Below are 16998 nucleotides of genomic sequence, written 5' to 3'. Positions count from 1 at the left end.
AGAAGTCGAGTGACCTGGACGCCGGGGACGGAGATCTCGCGGAAGCCCGCACCTGAGAGCCCCGCGCGCGGCGTCTGGGAGCACCCGGCTCGAGCAGGGCCGTGCCACCAACCCCTCGACCCAGGTCGTCGAGGCCCTGGCCCGGGCGCTGCGGCTGTCGGAGGAGGAGTGCGCGCACCTGTTCCGACTGGCCGGGCTCGCGCCGCCCGGCCCGGAGACGGTGCCGACGTACATCACCCCGAGCGTCCAGCGGCTGCTGGACCGGCTGACGGGCACGCCCGTGGCGGTCTTCGACGCGTCCTGGACCCTGCTCGTGGCCAATGCGCCGTACGCGGCCCTGATGGGCGACCGTCTCCCGAACTCCCGGTTTCGCTCGAGCAGGGGGGACCCCCATGCCCGGCGCGGCGACGACCGCAACGGCGTGTGGCGCCACTTCCTCGGCCCGGGGACCGGGGCCCGGCGCTCGCCACAGGCGCAGCGCGACCACGAGGCCGCGCTCGTCGCCGACCTGCGCGCGGCCGCCGAACGCTACCCGGCCGACCGGCGGCTGCAGCGGCTGATCGCCGACCTGCGCGCGGGCAGCGAGCGGTTCGCCGAGCTGTGGGCCACGGGCGCCGTCGGCCGTCACGAGCCCTCCAGGAAGACGATCGACCACCCGCAGGTCGGACCCGTATCGCTGGACTGCGATGTGCTCACCGTGGCGGGCAGCGACCTGCGGATCATGGTCTACACGGCCGAACCCGGCACCGAGGATGCCGAACGCCTCGCTCTGATCACCGTCCTGGGCACCCAGGATCTCGTCAGCCGCGCCACCTGAAGTGCCTCGCCGGATACGGTGTTCACCTGCGTCGATGTGGTCGGCGACGAGAGTGGCCGGACGACGCCGTGGATGACTCCGGCGTTCTTCGGGCCGGACGGGCGGGCACCTGCCGCTGCGACGTTCCGTGCTGGTGCCGCACGCGATCGGCTACTGGTACCAGTCGTCTCCGCCGTCGGTCAGAGATCGGCCGAGGTAGTCCTGCAGGTCCCGAGCAACCCATCGACGGCTGTCGTCTTCGTGTTCCCACACGAAGATGTCGGGTCGTGAAGGGGTGCGGACGAAGGCGAACTGGTCGCCGCCGCCGTTGTCGCCGATGAAGAGCAGCGCGTCAAACGGCATATACAGATCGGCGAAGGTGCGGTCGGACCAGAAGTGCATGTTCTGGTCGACGATCTGATCCAGGGGCCAGATCGTCTCCACTCCGTAGTGGCCCACGATGCCGTCTGTCTCCCGGAGCAGGCTCACAAGCTTGGACGGTATCGGACATCCCAGGCGCTGCTCAGCGGCAACCATCATCGCCGAGTTGACGGGCTCGCTGAACTCGACGTCGGGAAACGCTTGACGGGCGATCTCTCTCCACATGCGCGCAGCCTAGGCGGGTCCGCAGAGGCGTGACACCGTACGCCCGGGCGACCGGCGGCTTACTGGATGCTCCAGCGGTGCGGATGCGCGGGATTGGCCGGGCAGGCGAATATGTTCAGTTCGCCCGCACGCCCCACGATGACCTCGGTCGGTGTGGCGGACTCGCATGTGGGCGCCTTCGGGTCCTCCTCCTGGGGCATCCAACTGCCGCTGCCGCCGTCCCACTCCGAGCTGTCGATCGTCAGCAGCAGCTCCATCGGGGTCGCGCAGGTCCGGCAGTCCATGGGACCCGGATCGGTCAGGTGCCAGGACGCGAAGCCGCCGGCACGCCAGCCGGGCGGGATGGACAGGTCGTACTGGTAGTAGACGGGTTCCTCGTCCCGGCCTTCGTCCTCGGCCTCTTCCTCGGCCTCAAGAGCGTCCTCCCATGCGTCGATCCGATCGCGCAGCTCCTCGGGCAGCAGTCCCGCGAATGGGTAGGTGACCACCTGCTCCGGGTGCAGCACGCAGGGCTCGGCCACGTACCCCTGGGAGCCGACGGCCTCCGGCCGTGGCGGCTCTGTCAGTACCTCGGTGACCTCCCACGACCGGCGCCAGCGAAGATCCAGGGACATGTCGTACCCGCGGCCGTGGCGGTCGAAGGGGCACCAGAACATCTGGAGGAGGTCGCAACCGTCCGGTCCCGCGGGCAGGTCGGGCACGTCGCGCCGGTAGAGCTGCGCAACGGCGATGAGCGGCAGTGGGGTGGAATCTGTGATCTCCGGGACGCGGTGCTCGCGGCGCAGTTCGTCCAGCAGCTGCAGCTCCTCGTCCGTGGGGCGGTCGCGGGCCCATGCGGCGGCCAGGACCTGGCGCGCCCGGTGGATGTCGGCGGGGCGCAGGCCGCGCCCACGCCCGTGCGGCTCGGTACACACGGGCCACGGCTCCTCCGCCGGCCACAGCAGTGGCCCGCCCACGGAACTGTCCGCCACGGTCGGGGCGCCCGGCCGCGGGTGCAGCCGGGTCGTCGTGCCGCGATGCGCTGCCAGTTCCGGGAAGAGCGCCTCGATGTCGAACGGGCGCGGCGGCGTGGTCCTCGTCATGGACACGACCGTAGGCGCCCGCCAACACTGCTGGTGCCCAGCCCCCGCGCCGGACTTCAACGCCTGCTGGCGTCCCGCCTCATCGGCCAAGGCGGGGAAAGGACAACCGCGGGCCAGCGTGTTCTCCACTCATGAGCCTGGTCAGGAGCCTGAGCATGGAAGGGGCTGAGAATCAGGAATCGCCCGACCTGGCGTCGCGACGGCCAGGCCCGGGAGCTGGCCGTGCCAACCACGGCGCTGCGACGACTCGGACGTCTGGAGCACCGGACCGGATGGAAGCGCCCTTGGGTGGCTTGTCGCATCGTGGTGTGATGCGGCGCTCGCGGTCAGCGCCTTGGTGGCCGGCTACTGGAGCGTCCAGCGGTACAGCTCGTCCCGGTCGGTGGTCAGCCAGGTGCCGTAGGGCAGCTCCCACAGCAGCAGTACGCCGCCGCTTCCTGGAAGACCGCGAACGACAGGTGCGGAGCCACCGAGGCGGCGGGCCGGTACCGCCATGACTCCGAGGGCATGGGGAACCTCACGAGCAGTTCCGGCTGCTCGCCCAGCACGTAAATCCGCATGGCTTCCGCGTCATTGACCGTCAGCCGCAGCACCGGCCCGCTCTGATCGAAGCACCCCCTGCAGGTTGAGAGGTGCCCAACTCCCGGTATCCGGTGCTGCGCCACCAGGCGCGGAGTGATCGGCATTGCCTGGCACCATGCGACGATAGCGGACTTCATGGACGGCCACACCGTCGTAGTCGTCAGCTTGGCCGGCGCCATCAGCGACACAACCAGCCTGTTCGTAGAAGCGACGGGCCGGGAGATTGTCCGTGAGGACCCACAACAGCAATGTGTCGAAGTCCAGATCGGCAGCGTGGGCGTCCACGGCATCGAGTAGCGTGCGGCCGATTCCGGCCCCTCTGAGTGTGGGTTGGACGTAGAGAGCATAGAGCTCACCCGCAGCCGGGCCCGCTTCCGTACCGCGGTAGGGCCCAAGGCAAGCCCATCCCACAACTGCTGAATGCTCATCGACGGCTACCAGATTGATCATCCGCTCGCGCGGTTGCACGAACCGCAGTCGGCGCTGCTCAGCATCTGCCTCGACCGTCATGTCATCCAAGTAGGACTGAGGCACGATGCCGACATACGCAGCCTTCCACCCGGCCACTCGTATCGCTGATACAGCCGTAATATCGGCTTCCGTCATCGCCCGCACAGAGAACATCTGGACACCGTAGGGGGCCGCCTGCACGACCGCTCGGGATTTACGGTGGGGTGGGTGGCCCCGGCGAGTGGTTCCGATCACGACCCTTCGCACAGGCCCTGGACTGTCCGCCGGCGTGGGGCCTCGTCGTCGGGGGCATCCGGGGAGGCGAAGTGGAACGGCACTCCGAAGCAGTCGGCCAGTGCCCGGCCCGCCTCGGCGGCGGCGGTGCCCGGAGGCGGGCCGCCAGGGCGGTGATGGACGGTCGCCAGTCGGCCTGTACGGCACCCGCGCCTTGATCCTGCTCGCCCTCGCCCCGTACGGGGCCTGGATCGTCGTTATCAGCATCGCTTTCGGCCTGGTCGGCTTCGCCACTGTGGCACCCACCCATCTGATGGCCACCCACCACTTCCCGGCCGGGTACCTGGGCCTCGTCTTCGGTCTGCTGTCGATGGCGCATCCGGTCGGCTCCGCGCTCGGCTCGTACCTCCAGGGCATCCTGCGCGATGTGACGGGTAGATACCCACCGACCCTGCTGGGCAGCTCCGCCGCGCTGGTCGTCGCGATGATCGGCTGCCTCGTCGCACTGACGGGCGCCGCAGGTGGCGCTCCGAAGTCTGACGGTGGCGGGGACGGCGCGGCGCCCAGCACTCAACCCGGCTCGTCGGCCGGTGGCACGGTCGCGTCACCTAAAACGTCACCGAAGTCGACCTCCGACTCAGCTTGTTCTTCAACCTCTGGGTCGGCCGGTCCAGCAGGGCGGCCGTGAACATCTCGTGGTGGGCCACGAGCCACCCCTGCATGCGGTCCCCACGTTGCCAACCACCGCGCTCGGACAGCACCCGGGTGGAGACGGGGTCACTGTCGGCCACACGGTCGGCGACGAAGGCTCGGCAGGACGTGGTGGCCTGTTCGATGACTCCGGGCAGCTCAGCCCGCTCCTGCGGGGAGGGGCCGTAGCTGTCGGAGAGGATCCGCAGTCGCGTCGGGGCATCCAGCCCGGTGGGGCGGAGGGCTGCCGCGGACGCGGGATCGAGCACAGGGATCCAGTATCGGGCGGTCATGGCGACGTCCCATAGTGGTCGGCCCCGGGCCGTCAGATCGCAGGCGCCGCAGCAGGCCTCCCACCGATCTCAGCCCGGTCTCTGTCATCACCCAGCGCGGAAACGGCGGTAGGGCGACGTCGCCGGGGAGCCTGATGCTCGGGTTCACCCGCGGCTGACTCGCTGGGCCGCGTGGCTCGAACCCCCGGCCGCTCGGCGGGCGATCTGCTCGTCGGCACAAACCAGGCTACGAGGGAACGACCTCTCACCCGTCATCGACTTGCTGCGGGGAGGGCTCGTCAGTCGTCTCCGTGGAGGGTCCGCGCGAGGACGGAGCGGTGGGTCGGCTTCGCGTCGCCGTAACGCCTGTGGCCTTCGTCGGTGATGACGACGAAGATGCCGCGGCGGTCGAGATCACACATGACACGCTCGACCAGGCCGCCTCGTTCCAGCCTGGCGACCAGCCGGGATGCGGCGCTCTGGCTCAGATGCACCACGTTGGTGAGGTCCTGGCCCCGGCACTTGCCGTGGTCGGAGGAGGCGAGGAGTTCGAGTGCCTCGAACTCGCTGACGCTGAGGCCGTGCTGCGCCTGCAACTCATGCTCAAGAGCGTTGTGCACGGTGGCATGACGGGCGAGAAGCCCACGCCACTCGTCGACCAATTCCTGCTCCGAGCCACCGATCATGCCGCCAGGATAGCATGCGCCAGCATTTGATGCACGAAGATTAAATGCACTTGCATTCGATGCGTATGCATGTGAGAGTGGTGGCATGACTTCCTCTGCACCCCTGTCCGCCTCTACATCCACGTGGAACGCCAAACTCTGGGGAGTTCTGCTCACGGTCTCCCTCGTCATCGGCCTCGACGCCCTCGACGTCTCGATGGTGGGTGTGGCGCTCCCGTCCATCCAGGCAGACCTGGGCTTGTCCACCAGTGCACTGCAGTGGGTCGTCAGCGGCTATGTCCTCAGCTACGGCGGGCTGCTGCTGCTCGGCGGACGCGCCGCCGACCTGCTCGGACGCCGCCGGGTCTTCCTGACTGCGGTAGCCGTGTTCGCCGGCGCCTCCGTGCTCGGCGGTCTGGTCGACGACGGCGCCCTGCTCATCGCCACCCGCATACTCAAGGGCATGGCGGCGGCGTTCACCGCGCCTGCCGCGCTGTCCATCCTCACCACCACGTTCGCCGAAGGGCCGGCGCGCAATAAGGCGCTGGGCATCTTCTCCGTATTCGGAGCCAGCGGTTACTCCGCCGGCTTGGTGCTCTCCGGTCTGCTGACCCAGGTCGGCTGGCGGTGGACGTTCTTCCTGCCGGTACCGATCGCGGTGATCGCATGGGTCGCGGCCAACCGCCTGCTCCCCAAGGACGGCCCCCGCTCCTCCGGCGGCTACGACATCCCCGGCGCGATCACCTCGGTCGGCGCGATGCTGCTGCTCGTCTACACCGTCGTGGAAGCGCCGGAGGCCGGCTGGGCCGCGCCCAAGACGCTGATCCAGTTCGCGATCGCCGCGGTGCTACTGGTCGCCTTCGTCATGATCGAACACCGCAGTACGCATCCGCTGGTCCGCCTCGGAATTCTCCGCTCGAGCTCGTTGGCACGGGCCAACCTGGGCATATCGGTGTTCTTCGGTGGCTACATCGGCTTCCAGTTCGTGGTCATGCTCTACTTCCAGTCGGTGCTGCAGTGGTCAGCGCTCCAGACCGCGCTCGGCTTCCTTCCGGCCGCGCTGATCGTCGCCTTCGGCTCACCGCAGATGGATCGCCTGATCGAACGGGTCGGCACCTCGCGCACCATCGCGGGCGGCGTCATCGCTCACCTCATCGCCTACGTGCTCTTCCTCGTCATCGACCGGGACGCTCCGTACGTCGTCGGTGTGCTGCCCAGCATGATCCTGCTTGGTATCGGGTTCACCCTGGCCTTCGCGTCCTTCAACATCCAGGCCACCGCCGGCATCCCGGACCATGAGCAGGGCCTGGCCGGCGGCCTGCTGAACACCTCCACGCAGGTCGGCGGTGCGATCGGACTCGCCATCGTCACCGCGGTCCTCACCGCCGGAGGCGAAGGCAAGACCGGCCCCGACGCCCTGCTCGCAGGCTTCACCCCGGCGTTGCTCACGATCACCGTCCTCTCGGCCATCGGCCTGGTCATCGGACTGTCAGGAGTGCTCGGACGGCGCACGACCGACAAGCCGGCGGACGAGTCGGCGGAGAAGTCATCGGCCGAGCCGGAGCTCGTCCTCGTCGACTAACCGGTCCTGTCACGGCACATCCCGGTGTGAGGCATCAGCCAAAACCGGGATGTGCCGTTCTGGCTTTCGCATCCGTGTGACTCGCTGACAGCTCCGTCACGCATGCGCCACGTGGCGCGCAGCCAGTAGTGCAACGGTTTGCCATGGCGGTTGGGCCGGCCGGTCGTCGGTCAGATCACGGACGGGAACCTTGCTGATGCCAGGGGGTGGGTCGGTGAACAATGTGGGTCGGTGAACTGGACGCTGTGCACGAGCGGTTCGTGCATCGGTTTTCCAGGACGGAGCCGCGGGAGTCGGCGCGTGCCCATACGCGGGAACTGATCGCTTCGCCGGAGCGGAAGAAGGGCTGGACACTGGCCGAACAGGCCGGTCACGCCGCTGCGGCCCGTATCCATCGGCTGCTGAATCGGATCGAGTGGGAAGCCGATGCGGTCTCGACGATGTGCGCGACCACGTCGTCCAGGACCTCGGCGGCGAACCCGACGCCGTGCTCACCGTGGGCGACACCGACCTCCTGAAGAAGGAGTCCCCATCTGCAGAGGTGCACCGGCAGTACTCCGGGACCGTGCGACGGACGGAGAAACCCCCAGAGATGGTGCCCCCAGCCAGGTCGGCGCCTTCCTCACCTGTGCCGCCGGCGACGACGGACGCAGATCGACCGCCGGTTGTACCTGCCCACGCAGCGACGGGGGGAGCCGTCACCTTCCTCCTGCTGCTGGAGTACTGCTTCGGCGGCCGACGTGCGCCGACGGCGGGGGAGGCGCAGGTCACATTCGTCCATGTCACAGGAGGCCGGGCTACCCCGTCTCAGGGGGTGTAGCCACTGACGACCACTGAGGAGCACACCATGGACGCGCGACTGAACTTCTTCGCCAGCCCGACCGCAGGCAAGGCCCTCAAGCACTTCATGTCGGTTGGCAAGGCGCTCAAGGACTCGCCGCTGCCGGCCGCGACGCAGGAGCTGGTGGCGCTGCGCGTGAGCCAGATCAACGGCTGCGCCGTCTGCATCGACATGCACACCAAGGAGGCCGCCGCTGCCGGCGAGACCTCGGTGCGGCTGCACCTGGTGGCGGCATGGCGGGAGGCCACGGTCTTCACCGAGGCCGAGCGTGCCGCGCTGGAGCTGGCGGAGGAGGGGACCCGGGTCGCGGATGCGGCCGACGGGGTCAGCGACGAGGTGTGGGCGTCCGCTGCCAAGCACTACGACGTGGAGCAGCTCACCGCCCTGGTGGTTCTGGTCTCCTTCATGAACACGGTGAACCGGCTGAACGTCATCACCCAGCAGCCGGCCGGCAACTACGAGCCCGGGCAGTTCCACTGAACGGCATCAGCAACAGGCTCGGGGTCCGGCTGCGGGCCCCGAGCCCCGGGCTCGGCGGCGTTACTCTGGCCTGCCGGTGGTCCGGATGATCACAAAAAGCTGCCTGCGCCGACGAGTTCGGCCAGGTGGGAGGGTGTCAGGGGGAGGGGAGTCGGGTGAGCAAGGTCGAGGACTTCGAGGAGCTGCGACCGCTGCTGTTTTCGATCGCCTACCGGATTCTGGGCAGCGTGAGTGAGGCCGAGGATGCGGTGCAGGAGACATGGCTGCGATTTGACGGCTCGGTGACCCGGCCCACGTCGACCAAGGCCTTTCTGTCGACCGCGGTGACACGGATCTCGATCGATGTGCTGCGTTCTGCGCGGGTGCGGCGGGAGGAGTACGCCGGGCCGTGGTTTCCCGAGCCGCTGTTGAGCGATCCGTATCAGGATCCGGCGCGGTCGGTGGAGCTGGCCGACTCGGTGTCGATGGCGGCGCTGGTGCTGCTGGAGCGGCTCAGCCCGCTGGAGCGGGCGGTTTTCTTGCTGCGGGAGGTGTTCGCCTTCGGGTTCGACGAGGTCGCCGCGGCGGTGGGGCGTTCGGAGGCGGCATGCCGGCAGCTGCTGGTGCGGGCTCGGCGGCATATGGAGGCCGGGCGGCCGCGGTTCGCAGCGGACGCTCAGGAGCGGCAGAAACTGGCGACGCGGTTCTTCGACGCGCTGAAGAACGGCGATGTGGGCGGGCTCCAGAATCTGCTGGCCGCCGACGTGCAACTGGTCGGGGACGGCGGCGGCAAGGCCCCGCAACTCGCCAAGGCTGTCATGGGAGCAAAGAACGTGGCCCGGCTGCTGGGTACGGTCTTCCCCTTGCTGATCCGGATCGACGTGACGTTCGATCCGCATGAGGTCAATGGCCAGCCCGGCGCGATCTTCCGCGACCGGGACGGCAAGATCCTGCAGAGCCTGGTCCTCGAGGTGCTCGACGGGCAGATTCAGACCATCCGCGCGGTGAGCAATCCCGACAAGCTCGGCCACCTCGGGCCGGTCGCCGACGCCTGGGCCATCGACCGCGAGGTGAAGCAGGCCCGTCGGCAGATGAACTGACGTCGACTGTGGCGCAGGCCGGCTTGTTCACCGGCAGATCATGTCTGCTGCGCGGCTCCTCGCCGCGCTGCTGCCACATGTTCGGCACGCACTACATCCGTCGCCTTCATCTCCCTCTTCGTCACCGTCGGCGCAGCCCAGCCCAGCCCAGCCCAGCCCAGCCTTGCTGCCGCTGCTGCCGCGTCGGGAAGGTGCCTGCGGTGCTCGGCAGCCTGCGCGCAGGCTGCGGGCCTGGTCCTCGCCGAAGCTCTGTGGGCCCGGACCACGCAGATCAGCCCCGCTCGGACCTGTTGTCCCCAACAGGTCCGCATCGATGCCCGAGCGGCGGCTCCGGGTGCCGTTCTTTGGCCATGAGCCACCGGACGGTCAGACGAAGTCGATGCGCTCCTCGCTGACCGGGTAACCCGCCGTCGCGAAATGTGTAGCCATCGGGAAGTTCCCCTGGTCGGTGGCGGCCGCGATACGCGTCGCGCCCCGCGTCACCAGGTCTTGGGTGCATTCGGCCAGCAGGTCGTAGGCGTAGCCGTGGCCGCGTTGCTCGGGGAGGACGCCGATGAAGCCGATGCAGGGGCCTGACGGGTTGCGCGCGGGCACGTGGAAGCCCGCCAGTTGGCCGGCCGGGGTATGGGCCACGCGTCACCAGCTCCTTGGGGAAGGCATCGAGTTGAGGATGCTGAGCAGCTCCTCGACGGCCCCGTCCTCGCCGTACTCGGCGATGTCGTGCAGGTCATGGGCGTCCAAGGAGCCTTCCTGGATCCGGCGTACCACGCCCCGGATGACGTTGTCGTCCGGCTCCGGCCGGTACTCCAGGCGCCCGGTGCGTTCGGGGAGCGGGCAGTCGGAGGTCCAGCTGTAGCGGTAGCGCTCGACCAGTTTCCGGAGTCCGGCCGCCTCGGCTGCGGCCATCCGGGCCTCGGCTGCGGCTCGAACGTCCGGCTTCTCGCGCCAGCCGGGCGGCAGCAGCAGGCTGTACTCGGCGTGCAGAGGTGCGGTGCGCAGCAGTTGGACAGCGGCGTCGGCGTCGGTGAAGTCGAACCAGTCGAGGGCGATGGGTTTTTCGTCCCCGGGCTTGGCCCACCAGGCCGCGCGGGCGACAACGATGCCGTCGCGGAGGGCGACCCAGCTCCATTCGGGCCGGTACTGGCCGCCGTCGGCAATCATGCTGAAGGTGTCGCCGAGGATGGCGCGGCCGACGACGCCCGGGTCGGGCAGGGAGGTGAAGAGGGGTGTCTCACCCGCGGTGAGCGGACGGATGAGCAGTTCAGTCATGGGTGAAGCGATCCTTTGGGAAGGTGACGCGCTCCCGGATCAGACCTGGGACGCCCGGTGGAAGGGGCGGGAGCGCACGGCTGTCGTGGTGGGCATCGCTCTCGCCTCCTTATCTGTGATCACGGGCGTGTGCTTTCCTTGGGCGCGGTCGCTCGCAGACGTCCAGGCAGTATCCGCGGAGGACTCTCGGCATCGGGTGAAGCTGAGGCCCGGCGGGCTTTGGAGGCTGTCACCGTCGCACTTGGCGGCCGGGCGGGGAGCCGTCTGGCCGCTGACCTGCACACACGGGTGAGCCGGACAACGCTTTTGCAGACGGTCATGGACAAAGAGTGACTTCCTCGACGAGTCGGCAGGGGGACGCCATGGAGATCACCGTCCAGTGGATACGGACGTCCTGGACGAAGCAGTCCCGGGGAGGGGAGGCTGCTTCGCTCAGGAACGCGGCCCCGATCGGCTTCGCCCTTCCGTATGCCGAGGCCGCCTCCGCACACGTAATTCGCATGCGCGAGCGAGACGGCTTCGCGCCGCGTGATACCCAGGAAGACCTCCGTAAAATCGACGTCCAACTCCGCGAAGCCGACGGACGGCTGCGGGTCTTTCCCCGCGTGAAACCCTTGTTTGCGCTGCCGCCCCGGCCGCGGCGGCCCCCGGCAGTGCGACTTGCCCCTGGCCAGTGGGTGCGCTGGCAGCTCAACTATCGCTTCAGCAGCATGGCGGGGACGCAGGACTGGTCGTACTGGCTGGACACGTTCAACATCGCCTACGGCCCGGCGAAAGCCGATGTGTTCCTGTCCACGCCCACAGTGTTCATCGATGAGCAGGGATCGCTCCGATAACCCCGTCCTGAACGCTGACCACCTGGTCCCAGATGACGCTATGTCACCGAGACCGAATCGAATCCCGTAGTTCGGCCTCACGGGGTTCCTCGTATTGAGGGCGAGGTGGCCAGGGTTCGCCCGGCCTCCACACGCCGTTGATACGAGCGAGGAGCTTGTCGGAATCGTCGCTGGCCAGGTTTGGCTCAGTTGAGGGCGATGCCGGACGGCGTCGCCCTCCTTGGTGTGCCTGCTGCGTGAACCACGTTTCCGGCACTGCCCCTTCCCTCCTGGCGCAGTGACTTTCTGAACGCGCGTGCAGGCACGGTCTCTTACCTTCCCGTTGCCAGGAGTGCCGAGTGCCCGTGTTGCCTCCCCCTGCCCTCGAACTGTCCATCGACCTGCTGCGCTGCCCAACGTGCCGTACGCGCCGCCTGCACCCCGACCGCGGCGCGCTGCGCTGCCCGGCGGGTCACACCTTCGAGATCGGCCGTCACGGCTACGTCAGCCTCCTGACGGGCACCCGCACCACCTGCGGCGACGAGGCGGCCATGGTCCAGGCCCGGGACCGGTTCCTGTCCACTGGCACGTACCTGCCCATCCGCCAAGCCGTGGCACCCCCCTGGCCGGCGCGGTGGTCGACGTCGTGCTGGACGTGTTCGCCCCGCGCAACCCAGCCGAGTTCCGCGGCCGAGTGCCTGCGATGGTCACGATCGACCCGGCCAAGGAACAGCGCCTACACCAGGCGCTGGACCCCTTCTTCGAGGCCGCCGTTACCGAACAGGTGGAGTACCCCACGTCCCTGACCAGCCGCTTGACATCCATAGGGGCATCAAGCCTGCGATCGTCTACCGCTCTACCGCTCTACCGCTCTACCGCTCTACCGCTCTACCGCTCTGCAGCTGTGCTGGCGGCGGTGGTAATCACCTGGCGACGGAGTTGAGAGATACGGCGTGGACCGCCCTGCCGCGTTCTTCCCTCAAGGAGCGCGCCCGGGCGCCGTGGCACCACCACCCCGAAGGGGAAGCACGTGACGGCAGGTGTGGCCGTGCGTTCTCTCGCGGTTCCTCCACCCCGCCGGGAACGTGCAGTCCGCCTGGCCGGCCGACGTGTTCACGGCCCGATGCTTTCCGAACAGCACCCAGAGCTCGTCGGCAGCGTCCGTCTCCTGCTCGACGACTGGGAGCGCGATCCTGGCGATATTCTCAGCCGACCGGCCGCGGCCTGTTGCACGGCTCGGGCGCGGGTGGTGGCGAGGCGATAGGAGTTCGACATGCGTGGCCAGAGCAGTCCGCACGTGAAGGGTTGAGGCCTGTGGGAACCCGTCGGCGATGGCTGCCCCTGCTGATGGTGGGCTGTGCGGCGGCAGCAGCAGTAGGGGCACTGTGGGCGACCATTGTCCTGGGCGTCGCAGAACCGACGAGGCCGGAAGAGGCCGCGGAGCGAACCGCCGGGCTGCACCCAGATCAGCACCCGTCCGAATCCCGCTTTTATCTGCCACAAACTGCGACAGTGTCCAACGGCACAGCACGACTGACGTACAAGATCTTCGGACGAAGCGAATCCACCGTCAGAGACTTCTGGCGCACCTACGCTTTGCGCGGCTCGGCGCCCGAGACCTCGGAACACTCCTACACCGACCACAAGCAAGGGCACCGGCGCGAGATCACCGTCACCTACGATCCTCCGGCAGACGCCTCCGGGGCCGATCGGGAACACCCCGCCGACGAAACACCTGCCACGATCATCGTGACCGCCCGGCCCGCGTAGAAGCTGGTCTGTGCAAGGTACTGCCCGCAGAGGATGACCACCCCCGCGGGGATGGTCCGGCTTCATCCGATGCTGCACCCACGCCGCACGAAGAGGAGGGCGTTCTCCACCTCGGGGCCGTCAACGCTGTGACCCTGGCGTCCTTGCCTTGCGCCGACCACGGCAGCCCACGACGCGCTGAAGTCGACGTCCAGGTAGGGGCCGTACGCCTCGGGCTCCCGATGGGATTGGTCCGGCAGATCGGGCACACCAGCGTCAGCCCCGGCAGTGCCCCGGTCCCCTCGGGTGCATCTGACTCACCGCCACTGGAAGCCGAACTTCGAAGCCGAGCAGTGGGCGTCCCGGATGCCGGCCTGGTGCAGCACACACGCCGAGGCGGTGACCGGCGCTCGCCAACGCCAGCACGAATGCGTAGGCCGAGATCGTCGACGAGGACCCCAGCTCCTGGTTCTGTCTCACTGCGGGATGTCGCGAGAAGGAACGCCGAACCTCGCGAGGGAAGGTGATCCCGTTGTGTGCTTGGGGAGCTAGAAGGGTTCGGCCGCCTGGAGCAACCGCTGCGGCAAGTAGGGGGACTCGACCCGGATCGTCCAGCCCCTGCGGCGGGCGTGGCAGGTCAGCGCCAGGATGTCGATGTTGATCGCTGCGTCGCAGCCGTCAGCGCGGTCGGCGACCTGGTAGTGATCACGGTGGGCTTCGAGGGCATCGGCCAGGGCCAGGTTGAAGCTCTCCTCATCGCCCTCGACAAGTTGGGAGAAGAGAACGGCGGGCGGTGGGAAGAAGCCCCAGTCCTTGGCCCGCTTGGCCTCATCCAGGGCACGCTCCGTCGCCGGGAGGGGATCCTCACCCCTCAGGTAGTCATGGAGGGCCTCGCGGTACGAGGCGAACGCCGAGCCGTCTTTGCAGACGTAGGTCGGACCGGCGAGCACCTGCGGGGCGAGGTCCTCGCGTACGCCGGTGACCAGCGCGAAGTTCGTGGCGGTCTGCCAGTGGCCGGGGCTCGCTTCCTCGTCTCGGGTGGCCGGGTAGGCGACCGTACGGCCGTCGATGGTCACCTCGGCCTCGGTACCGGGCTCGGCGAGGGCTATGCGGAACAGTGCCGCTCCCAGTTGGGAGGCCAGGCGCAGGTGCGCCAGCTGGACGTCCGTGACATCGGCGGAGTGCGAGGCGCGCGTCTTGAAGAGGATCTCCTGGTCCTGCAGGGCGCTGGCAAGCTGCCATACGGCGGGGCGCTTACCGTCCACCTCGGTGAATGCCTCCCGGGTGTACTGCTCGAACAGGGCCTCGCTCTCCGGATTCAGGGGCTGGGGTGGAATCGGCCGGTCGATGACCACGGGGCCTTCGGCCAGGACAGCGACCGCGTCCGGACGACGGTTGCGGCCTAGACCGCCGACGCGCGGGCCGGGGGTCTCGAACCCGGTGACCAGGGCACGCGGGAGGTAGTCAGTGTCGACCGCCGGAGCCCAGCCCATGTCCCGGTATGCGAGCGCGGCCAGGGCGATCGGCAGGAGTGGGAGGAGGCTGCGCGGCCCGGCAGCTGGGCCGCGCTGTTCGCTGAGGGGGACAAGCAGGTCAGTCAGACCGGTGTCGAACGCCTCCCGATCTCCTGCGGCCAGAGCACGCAGGGTCTGGAGCGCCACGGTGTGCGGCTGGCCGAGCAGGCTCTCGCCGGTCTCCTCCGCTCGGATGCGGATCCGGGCCAGCGCGGCGTCGATCGCGCCGAGCTTGGCCTGCTCGCTCGGCGGATACTCCGCGTCGTCGTCACCGACGTCGCCGATGACCTGGGCCATGAAGCCAGTGACCAGCTCGACGGAAGCGTTTCCCACCGCGTCCTTGCTGAACTTCTCCCGGGCGAAGTGGAAGGCCTCGCCATGCCACTTGGCCTTGTCGGACAGGATCGCGAGGCAGAATGCGTCGATCCATTGTTGAGGGGTGACTCGGTCCCAGGGGTTCTCCTCGCCTCCGGGGTCGTAGCTCATCCCGAAGTTCACGTAGTCGAGCATGACCTGGAAGGAGACGTGCGGGTGGTACGCCGCGTACGCGACGGCGCCGGCCGCGGCCTCGGTGGCATCCTTGAGGACGGCCTTGGCTTCTGGTGTGTCGAGATCGGGCCTCTCGACGGACAGTGCGCCCAGGTAGTCAAGCAATTCCTCTGCGAGCGACTGCCATTCGTACGTGGCTACCGGCCCGGCCTTCGACATGGACCGGACCTGCCCTCCGAGCCGTTTCGCGAAGTCGTCGCGTACTGCCGAGACCGCTGCCCCGCCCACCTTGTGACGCTCGATCCGCACGCCCTGCCCCCTTGATCACTGGTTCGACTTGCAGCGTAGTCGTGGGGGCAGACACTGTGCCGGTGGGACGGCGGTATCGCCGGCTCGGTTCGGTCGCGTTGGTCATCCCGATGCTTGCAGCCGGCACCCCTATGAGGTGCTCTGGCGACTGCGCCTTACCCACCCGCAGATCACCCAGGTCTGGGCGTACGCCTTTGCCGGCCGGCTCATCAATTGGGCAGACGACTTCCTCCGCCTCACCCTGAAAACCGTCTCCCGGCCGCGCGGTGCGAAAGGCTTCGTGGTCCTGCCCCGTCGCTGGAAAGTCGAGCGCACACTCGGCTGGCTGACGAAGGCTCGCCGCAACGTCTGCAGTTTTCGCTGGGGCGGGTATGCCAGGCGACTCGCTGTGGGAGACAATGCCCAGCATGACAACTTGAAGAGCACCGGCCGGGCGGCAGCACTGGCGCAAGGTGGGGACTTGGGACACGGTCTCCGAGGGGGATCGATGGATCTGCGCCGCCTGCGGAACGCCCTTCCGCTCATACCAGTACCGCCTCCATCCGCCTGAGTCCTCCATGTTCGAGCGGTGCGTCGGACTCGCCTGGTGTTCCGGTTGCCGGATCTACTTTGGCAACATGGTGCACGTGCCTCGGAAGCATGTCCTCGTCGATGCCCTCGCTTCGCTTCCCCGCGAGCAACGGGAACGGCTTGCACGTTCAGAAACACGGCTGGTCGATTTCCTCGACCGCCAAACCTGAGACGGCAGCGGCTAACCTCCACCGGACAGCGGGAAGTCGGGAGGGTGCTCCTTCTTCGGCTGCTGCTGCTTGGCGGCCTCAGTGCTGCTTGCCGACCTGACGCACGTCAGGCGGCTTGTAGGCTGCGCGGATGATCGTCCGCTGTGTTCAGATCATCAGTCCCGCGACCGGTGCGGTGGTCAGCGATCACCCAGCCATGCGCATGGGGGTCGAGTACCCCGTTCTGGAAGTGTTGACCACGGCGGACAAGGTGATGCTTCGCATTCCGGAGTCGGTCGACAGCCGGCCTGGGGCCTTCGACAGTCCGGGATTGTGGGACGCGTCAATGTTCACTGTCGTTAGCGACCGTGTGCCCGCTTGCTGGGTTGCTGCGCTGGATGCCGGGGCGTTGAGTCTGGCTCCGCGGGAGTGGCAGCGGCCCGGGTTCTGGGAGGACTTCTTCGACGGGGTGCCGGCCGCCGTCGCCGAATACGACCGGTGCAAGGCCGAGATTCTCGAACAGTGCTGACGCCCGGGTCGGTCCTTTGCCGGGCCGGTAGTTCCGGCCGGCCCGTTCGATGTGGACGCCTAGGGCGAGCCGGGCCAACGCATCGCCGGGGTCGCCGCGCTGCACCTGCGGCGGCAAGTACCCGGGCAGCCGGCGGTCGGACGCCCGCCGGCATCGACTTGGAGCCGAACTCGACGCCGGTGTCCCGCGGGGGGTTCCGGGGACCTGCCTGTTAGGTCGGTTCGAGGGCGCCGGCCACGGAGGCCG

The 16998-nt window shown here is 68.3% G+C and carries 13 protein-coding genes and 6 pseudogenes; 11 read left to right on the top strand and 8 right to left on the bottom strand.

Annotated features, from left to right (window positions below; translation table 11 throughout):
- Positions 1-82: 82 nt before the first annotated feature.
- Positions 83-817: pseudogene (locus tag AB0D04_RS13915) on the top strand (helix-turn-helix transcriptional regulator); the annotation flags it as partial.
- Positions 818-967: 150 nt separating this feature from the next.
- On the opposite strand, the gene AB0D04_RS13910 reads toward AB0D04_RS13915, so the two are convergent.
- The 4 genes from AB0D04_RS13910 to AB0D04_RS13895 form a co-directional block, all read right to left on the bottom strand.
- On the bottom strand, positions 968-1402 hold the full coding sequence (locus AB0D04_RS13910) for an SMI1/KNR4 family protein (protein WP_362702625.1): 435 nt from the start codon (positions 1400-1402) through the stop codon (positions 968-970).
- 59 nt (positions 1403-1461) lie between these two features.
- Positions 1462-2484 carry a hypothetical protein gene (locus tag AB0D04_RS13905; RefSeq protein ID WP_362702623.1) on the bottom strand — a complete coding sequence of 341 codons (1023 nt, stop codon included), beginning with the start codon at positions 2482-2484 and terminating at the stop codon, positions 1462-1464.
- A 345-nt stretch (positions 2485-2829) separates the two neighbouring features.
- Positions 2830-2979, bottom strand: a complete 150-nt coding sequence (locus tag AB0D04_RS13900) for a hypothetical protein (RefSeq protein WP_362702622.1) — start codon at positions 2977-2979, stop codon at positions 2830-2832.
- Between the two features lie 75 nt (positions 2980-3054).
- On the bottom strand, positions 3055-3690 hold the full coding sequence (locus AB0D04_RS13895; protein WP_362702620.1) for a GNAT family N-acetyltransferase: 636 nt from the start codon (positions 3688-3690) through the stop codon (positions 3055-3057).
- Between the two features lie 181 nt (positions 3691-3871).
- Between AB0D04_RS13895 and AB0D04_RS13890 the strand changes: the two genes are divergently transcribed.
- Positions 3872-4438: a hypothetical protein gene (locus tag AB0D04_RS13890; RefSeq protein ID WP_362702618.1), complete on the top strand. Its 567-nt coding sequence runs from the start codon at positions 3872-3874 to the stop codon at positions 4436-4438.
- On the opposite strand, the pseudogene AB0D04_RS13885 reads toward AB0D04_RS13890, so the two are convergent.
- Positions 4359-4863: pseudogene (locus tag AB0D04_RS13885) on the bottom strand (aminoglycoside phosphotransferase family protein); the annotation flags it as partial. The gene AB0D04_RS13890 and the pseudogene AB0D04_RS13885 sit on opposite strands and share 80 nt — an antisense overlap.
- Positions 4864-5011: 148 nt before the next feature.
- Entirely contained in the window at positions 5012-5398 is a 387-nt protein-coding gene (locus AB0D04_RS13880) for a MarR family transcriptional regulator (protein WP_362702616.1), read from the bottom strand.
- 85 nt (positions 5399-5483) lie between these two features.
- Here AB0D04_RS13880 and AB0D04_RS13875 point away from each other — a divergent pair, with 85 nt between their 5' ends.
- The 4 genes and pseudogenes from AB0D04_RS13875 (at position 5484) to AB0D04_RS13860 (ending at position 9359) form a co-directional block, all read left to right on the top strand.
- Positions 5484-6959 (top strand): MFS transporter, encoded by a 1476-nt coding sequence (locus AB0D04_RS13875; protein WP_362702615.1) that lies wholly within the window; start codon positions 5484-5486, stop codon positions 6957-6959.
- A gap of 221 nt (positions 6960-7180) precedes the next feature.
- Positions 7181-7639: pseudogene (locus AB0D04_RS13870) on the top strand (transposase); the annotation flags it as partial.
- 167 nt (positions 7640-7806) lie between these two features.
- A complete protein-coding gene (locus AB0D04_RS13865; protein WP_362702614.1) occupies positions 7807-8280 on the top strand; it encodes a carboxymuconolactone decarboxylase family protein in 474 nt (157 codons plus the stop codon).
- A gap of 155 nt (positions 8281-8435) precedes the next feature.
- Positions 8436-9359, top strand: coding sequence for an RNA polymerase sigma-70 factor (locus AB0D04_RS13860; protein ID WP_362702612.1), 924 nt, complete (start codon positions 8436-8438; stop codon positions 9357-9359).
- A gap of 366 nt (positions 9360-9725) precedes the next feature.
- Here AB0D04_RS13860 and AB0D04_RS13855 read toward each other — a convergent pair.
- A pseudogene (locus AB0D04_RS13855) lies at positions 9726-10628 on the bottom strand (GNAT family N-acetyltransferase).
- A gap of 362 nt (positions 10629-10990) precedes the next feature.
- Here AB0D04_RS13855 and AB0D04_RS13850 point away from each other — a divergent pair.
- The 3 genes and pseudogenes from AB0D04_RS13850 (at position 10991) to AB0D04_RS13840 (ending at position 13213) form a co-directional block, all read left to right on the top strand.
- Positions 10991-11464, top strand: a complete 474-nt coding sequence (locus AB0D04_RS13850) for a hypothetical protein (RefSeq protein ID WP_362702610.1) — start codon at positions 10991-10993, stop codon at positions 11462-11464.
- A 338-nt stretch (positions 11465-11802) separates the two neighbouring features.
- Positions 11803-12251 (top strand): annotated as a pseudogene (locus AB0D04_RS13845) (putative RNA methyltransferase); the annotation flags it as partial.
- 704 nt (positions 12252-12955) lie between these two features.
- A complete protein-coding gene (locus AB0D04_RS13840; RefSeq protein ID WP_362702609.1) occupies positions 12956-13213 on the top strand; it encodes a hypothetical protein in 258 nt (85 codons plus the stop codon).
- A gap of 527 nt (positions 13214-13740) precedes the next feature.
- Here AB0D04_RS13840 and AB0D04_RS13835 read toward each other — a convergent pair.
- Entirely contained in the window at positions 13741-15504 is a 1764-nt protein-coding gene (locus AB0D04_RS13835) for an Imm49 family immunity protein (protein WP_362702607.1), read from the bottom strand.
- Positions 15505-15736: 232 nt separating this feature from the next.
- Between AB0D04_RS13835 and AB0D04_RS13830 the strand changes: the two are divergent.
- Together AB0D04_RS13830 and AB0D04_RS13825 are read left to right on the top strand one after the other, a co-directional pair.
- Positions 15737-15850: pseudogene (locus tag AB0D04_RS13830) on the top strand (IS5/IS1182 family transposase); the annotation flags it as partial.
- A gap of 524 nt (positions 15851-16374) precedes the next feature.
- The gene (locus tag AB0D04_RS13825) at positions 16375-16752 is read left to right on the top strand and encodes a hypothetical protein (protein WP_362702606.1); all 378 of its coding nucleotides are present in this window, start codon (positions 16375-16377) and stop codon (positions 16750-16752) included.
- Positions 16753-16998 lie beyond the last annotated feature (246 nt).

Source organism: Streptomyces sp. NPDC048483 (assembly GCF_040651455.1).
Lineage (GTDB): Bacteria > Actinomycetota > Actinomycetes > Streptomycetales > Streptomycetaceae > Streptomyces.
Note: the sequence above shows the minus strand (reverse complement) of the source record. Positions and strands in the feature narration are given on the sequence as shown.

Coding starts and splice junctions, on each gene's coding strand:
- AB0D04_RS13910 (WP_362702625.1), bottom strand. CDS start 1,402: ATGTGGAGAGAGATCGCCCGTCAAGCGTTTCCCGACGTCGAGTTCAGC.
- AB0D04_RS13905 (WP_362702623.1), bottom strand. CDS start 2,484: ATGACGAGGACCACGCCGCCGCGCCCGTTCGACATCGAGGCGCTCTTC.
- AB0D04_RS13900 (WP_362702622.1), bottom strand. CDS start 2,979: ATGGCGGTACCGGCCCGCCGCCTCGGTGGCTCCGCACCTGTCGTTCGC.
- AB0D04_RS13895 (WP_362702620.1), bottom strand. CDS start 3,690: ATGTTCTCTGTGCGGGCGATGACGGAAGCCGATATTACGGCTGTATCA.
- AB0D04_RS13880 (WP_362702616.1), bottom strand. CDS start 5,398: ATGATCGGTGGCTCGGAGCAGGAATTGGTCGACGAGTGGCGTGGGCTT.
- AB0D04_RS13875 (WP_362702615.1), top strand. CDS start 5,484: ATGACTTCCTCTGCACCCCTGTCCGCCTCTACATCCACGTGGAACGCC.
- AB0D04_RS13865 (WP_362702614.1), top strand. CDS start 7,807: ATGGACGCGCGACTGAACTTCTTCGCCAGCCCGACCGCAGGCAAGGCC.
- AB0D04_RS13850 (WP_362702610.1), top strand. CDS start 10,991: ATGGAGATCACCGTCCAGTGGATACGGACGTCCTGGACGAAGCAGTCC.
- AB0D04_RS13825 (WP_362702606.1), top strand. CDS start 16,375: ATGATCGTCCGCTGTGTTCAGATCATCAGTCCCGCGACCGGTGCGGTG.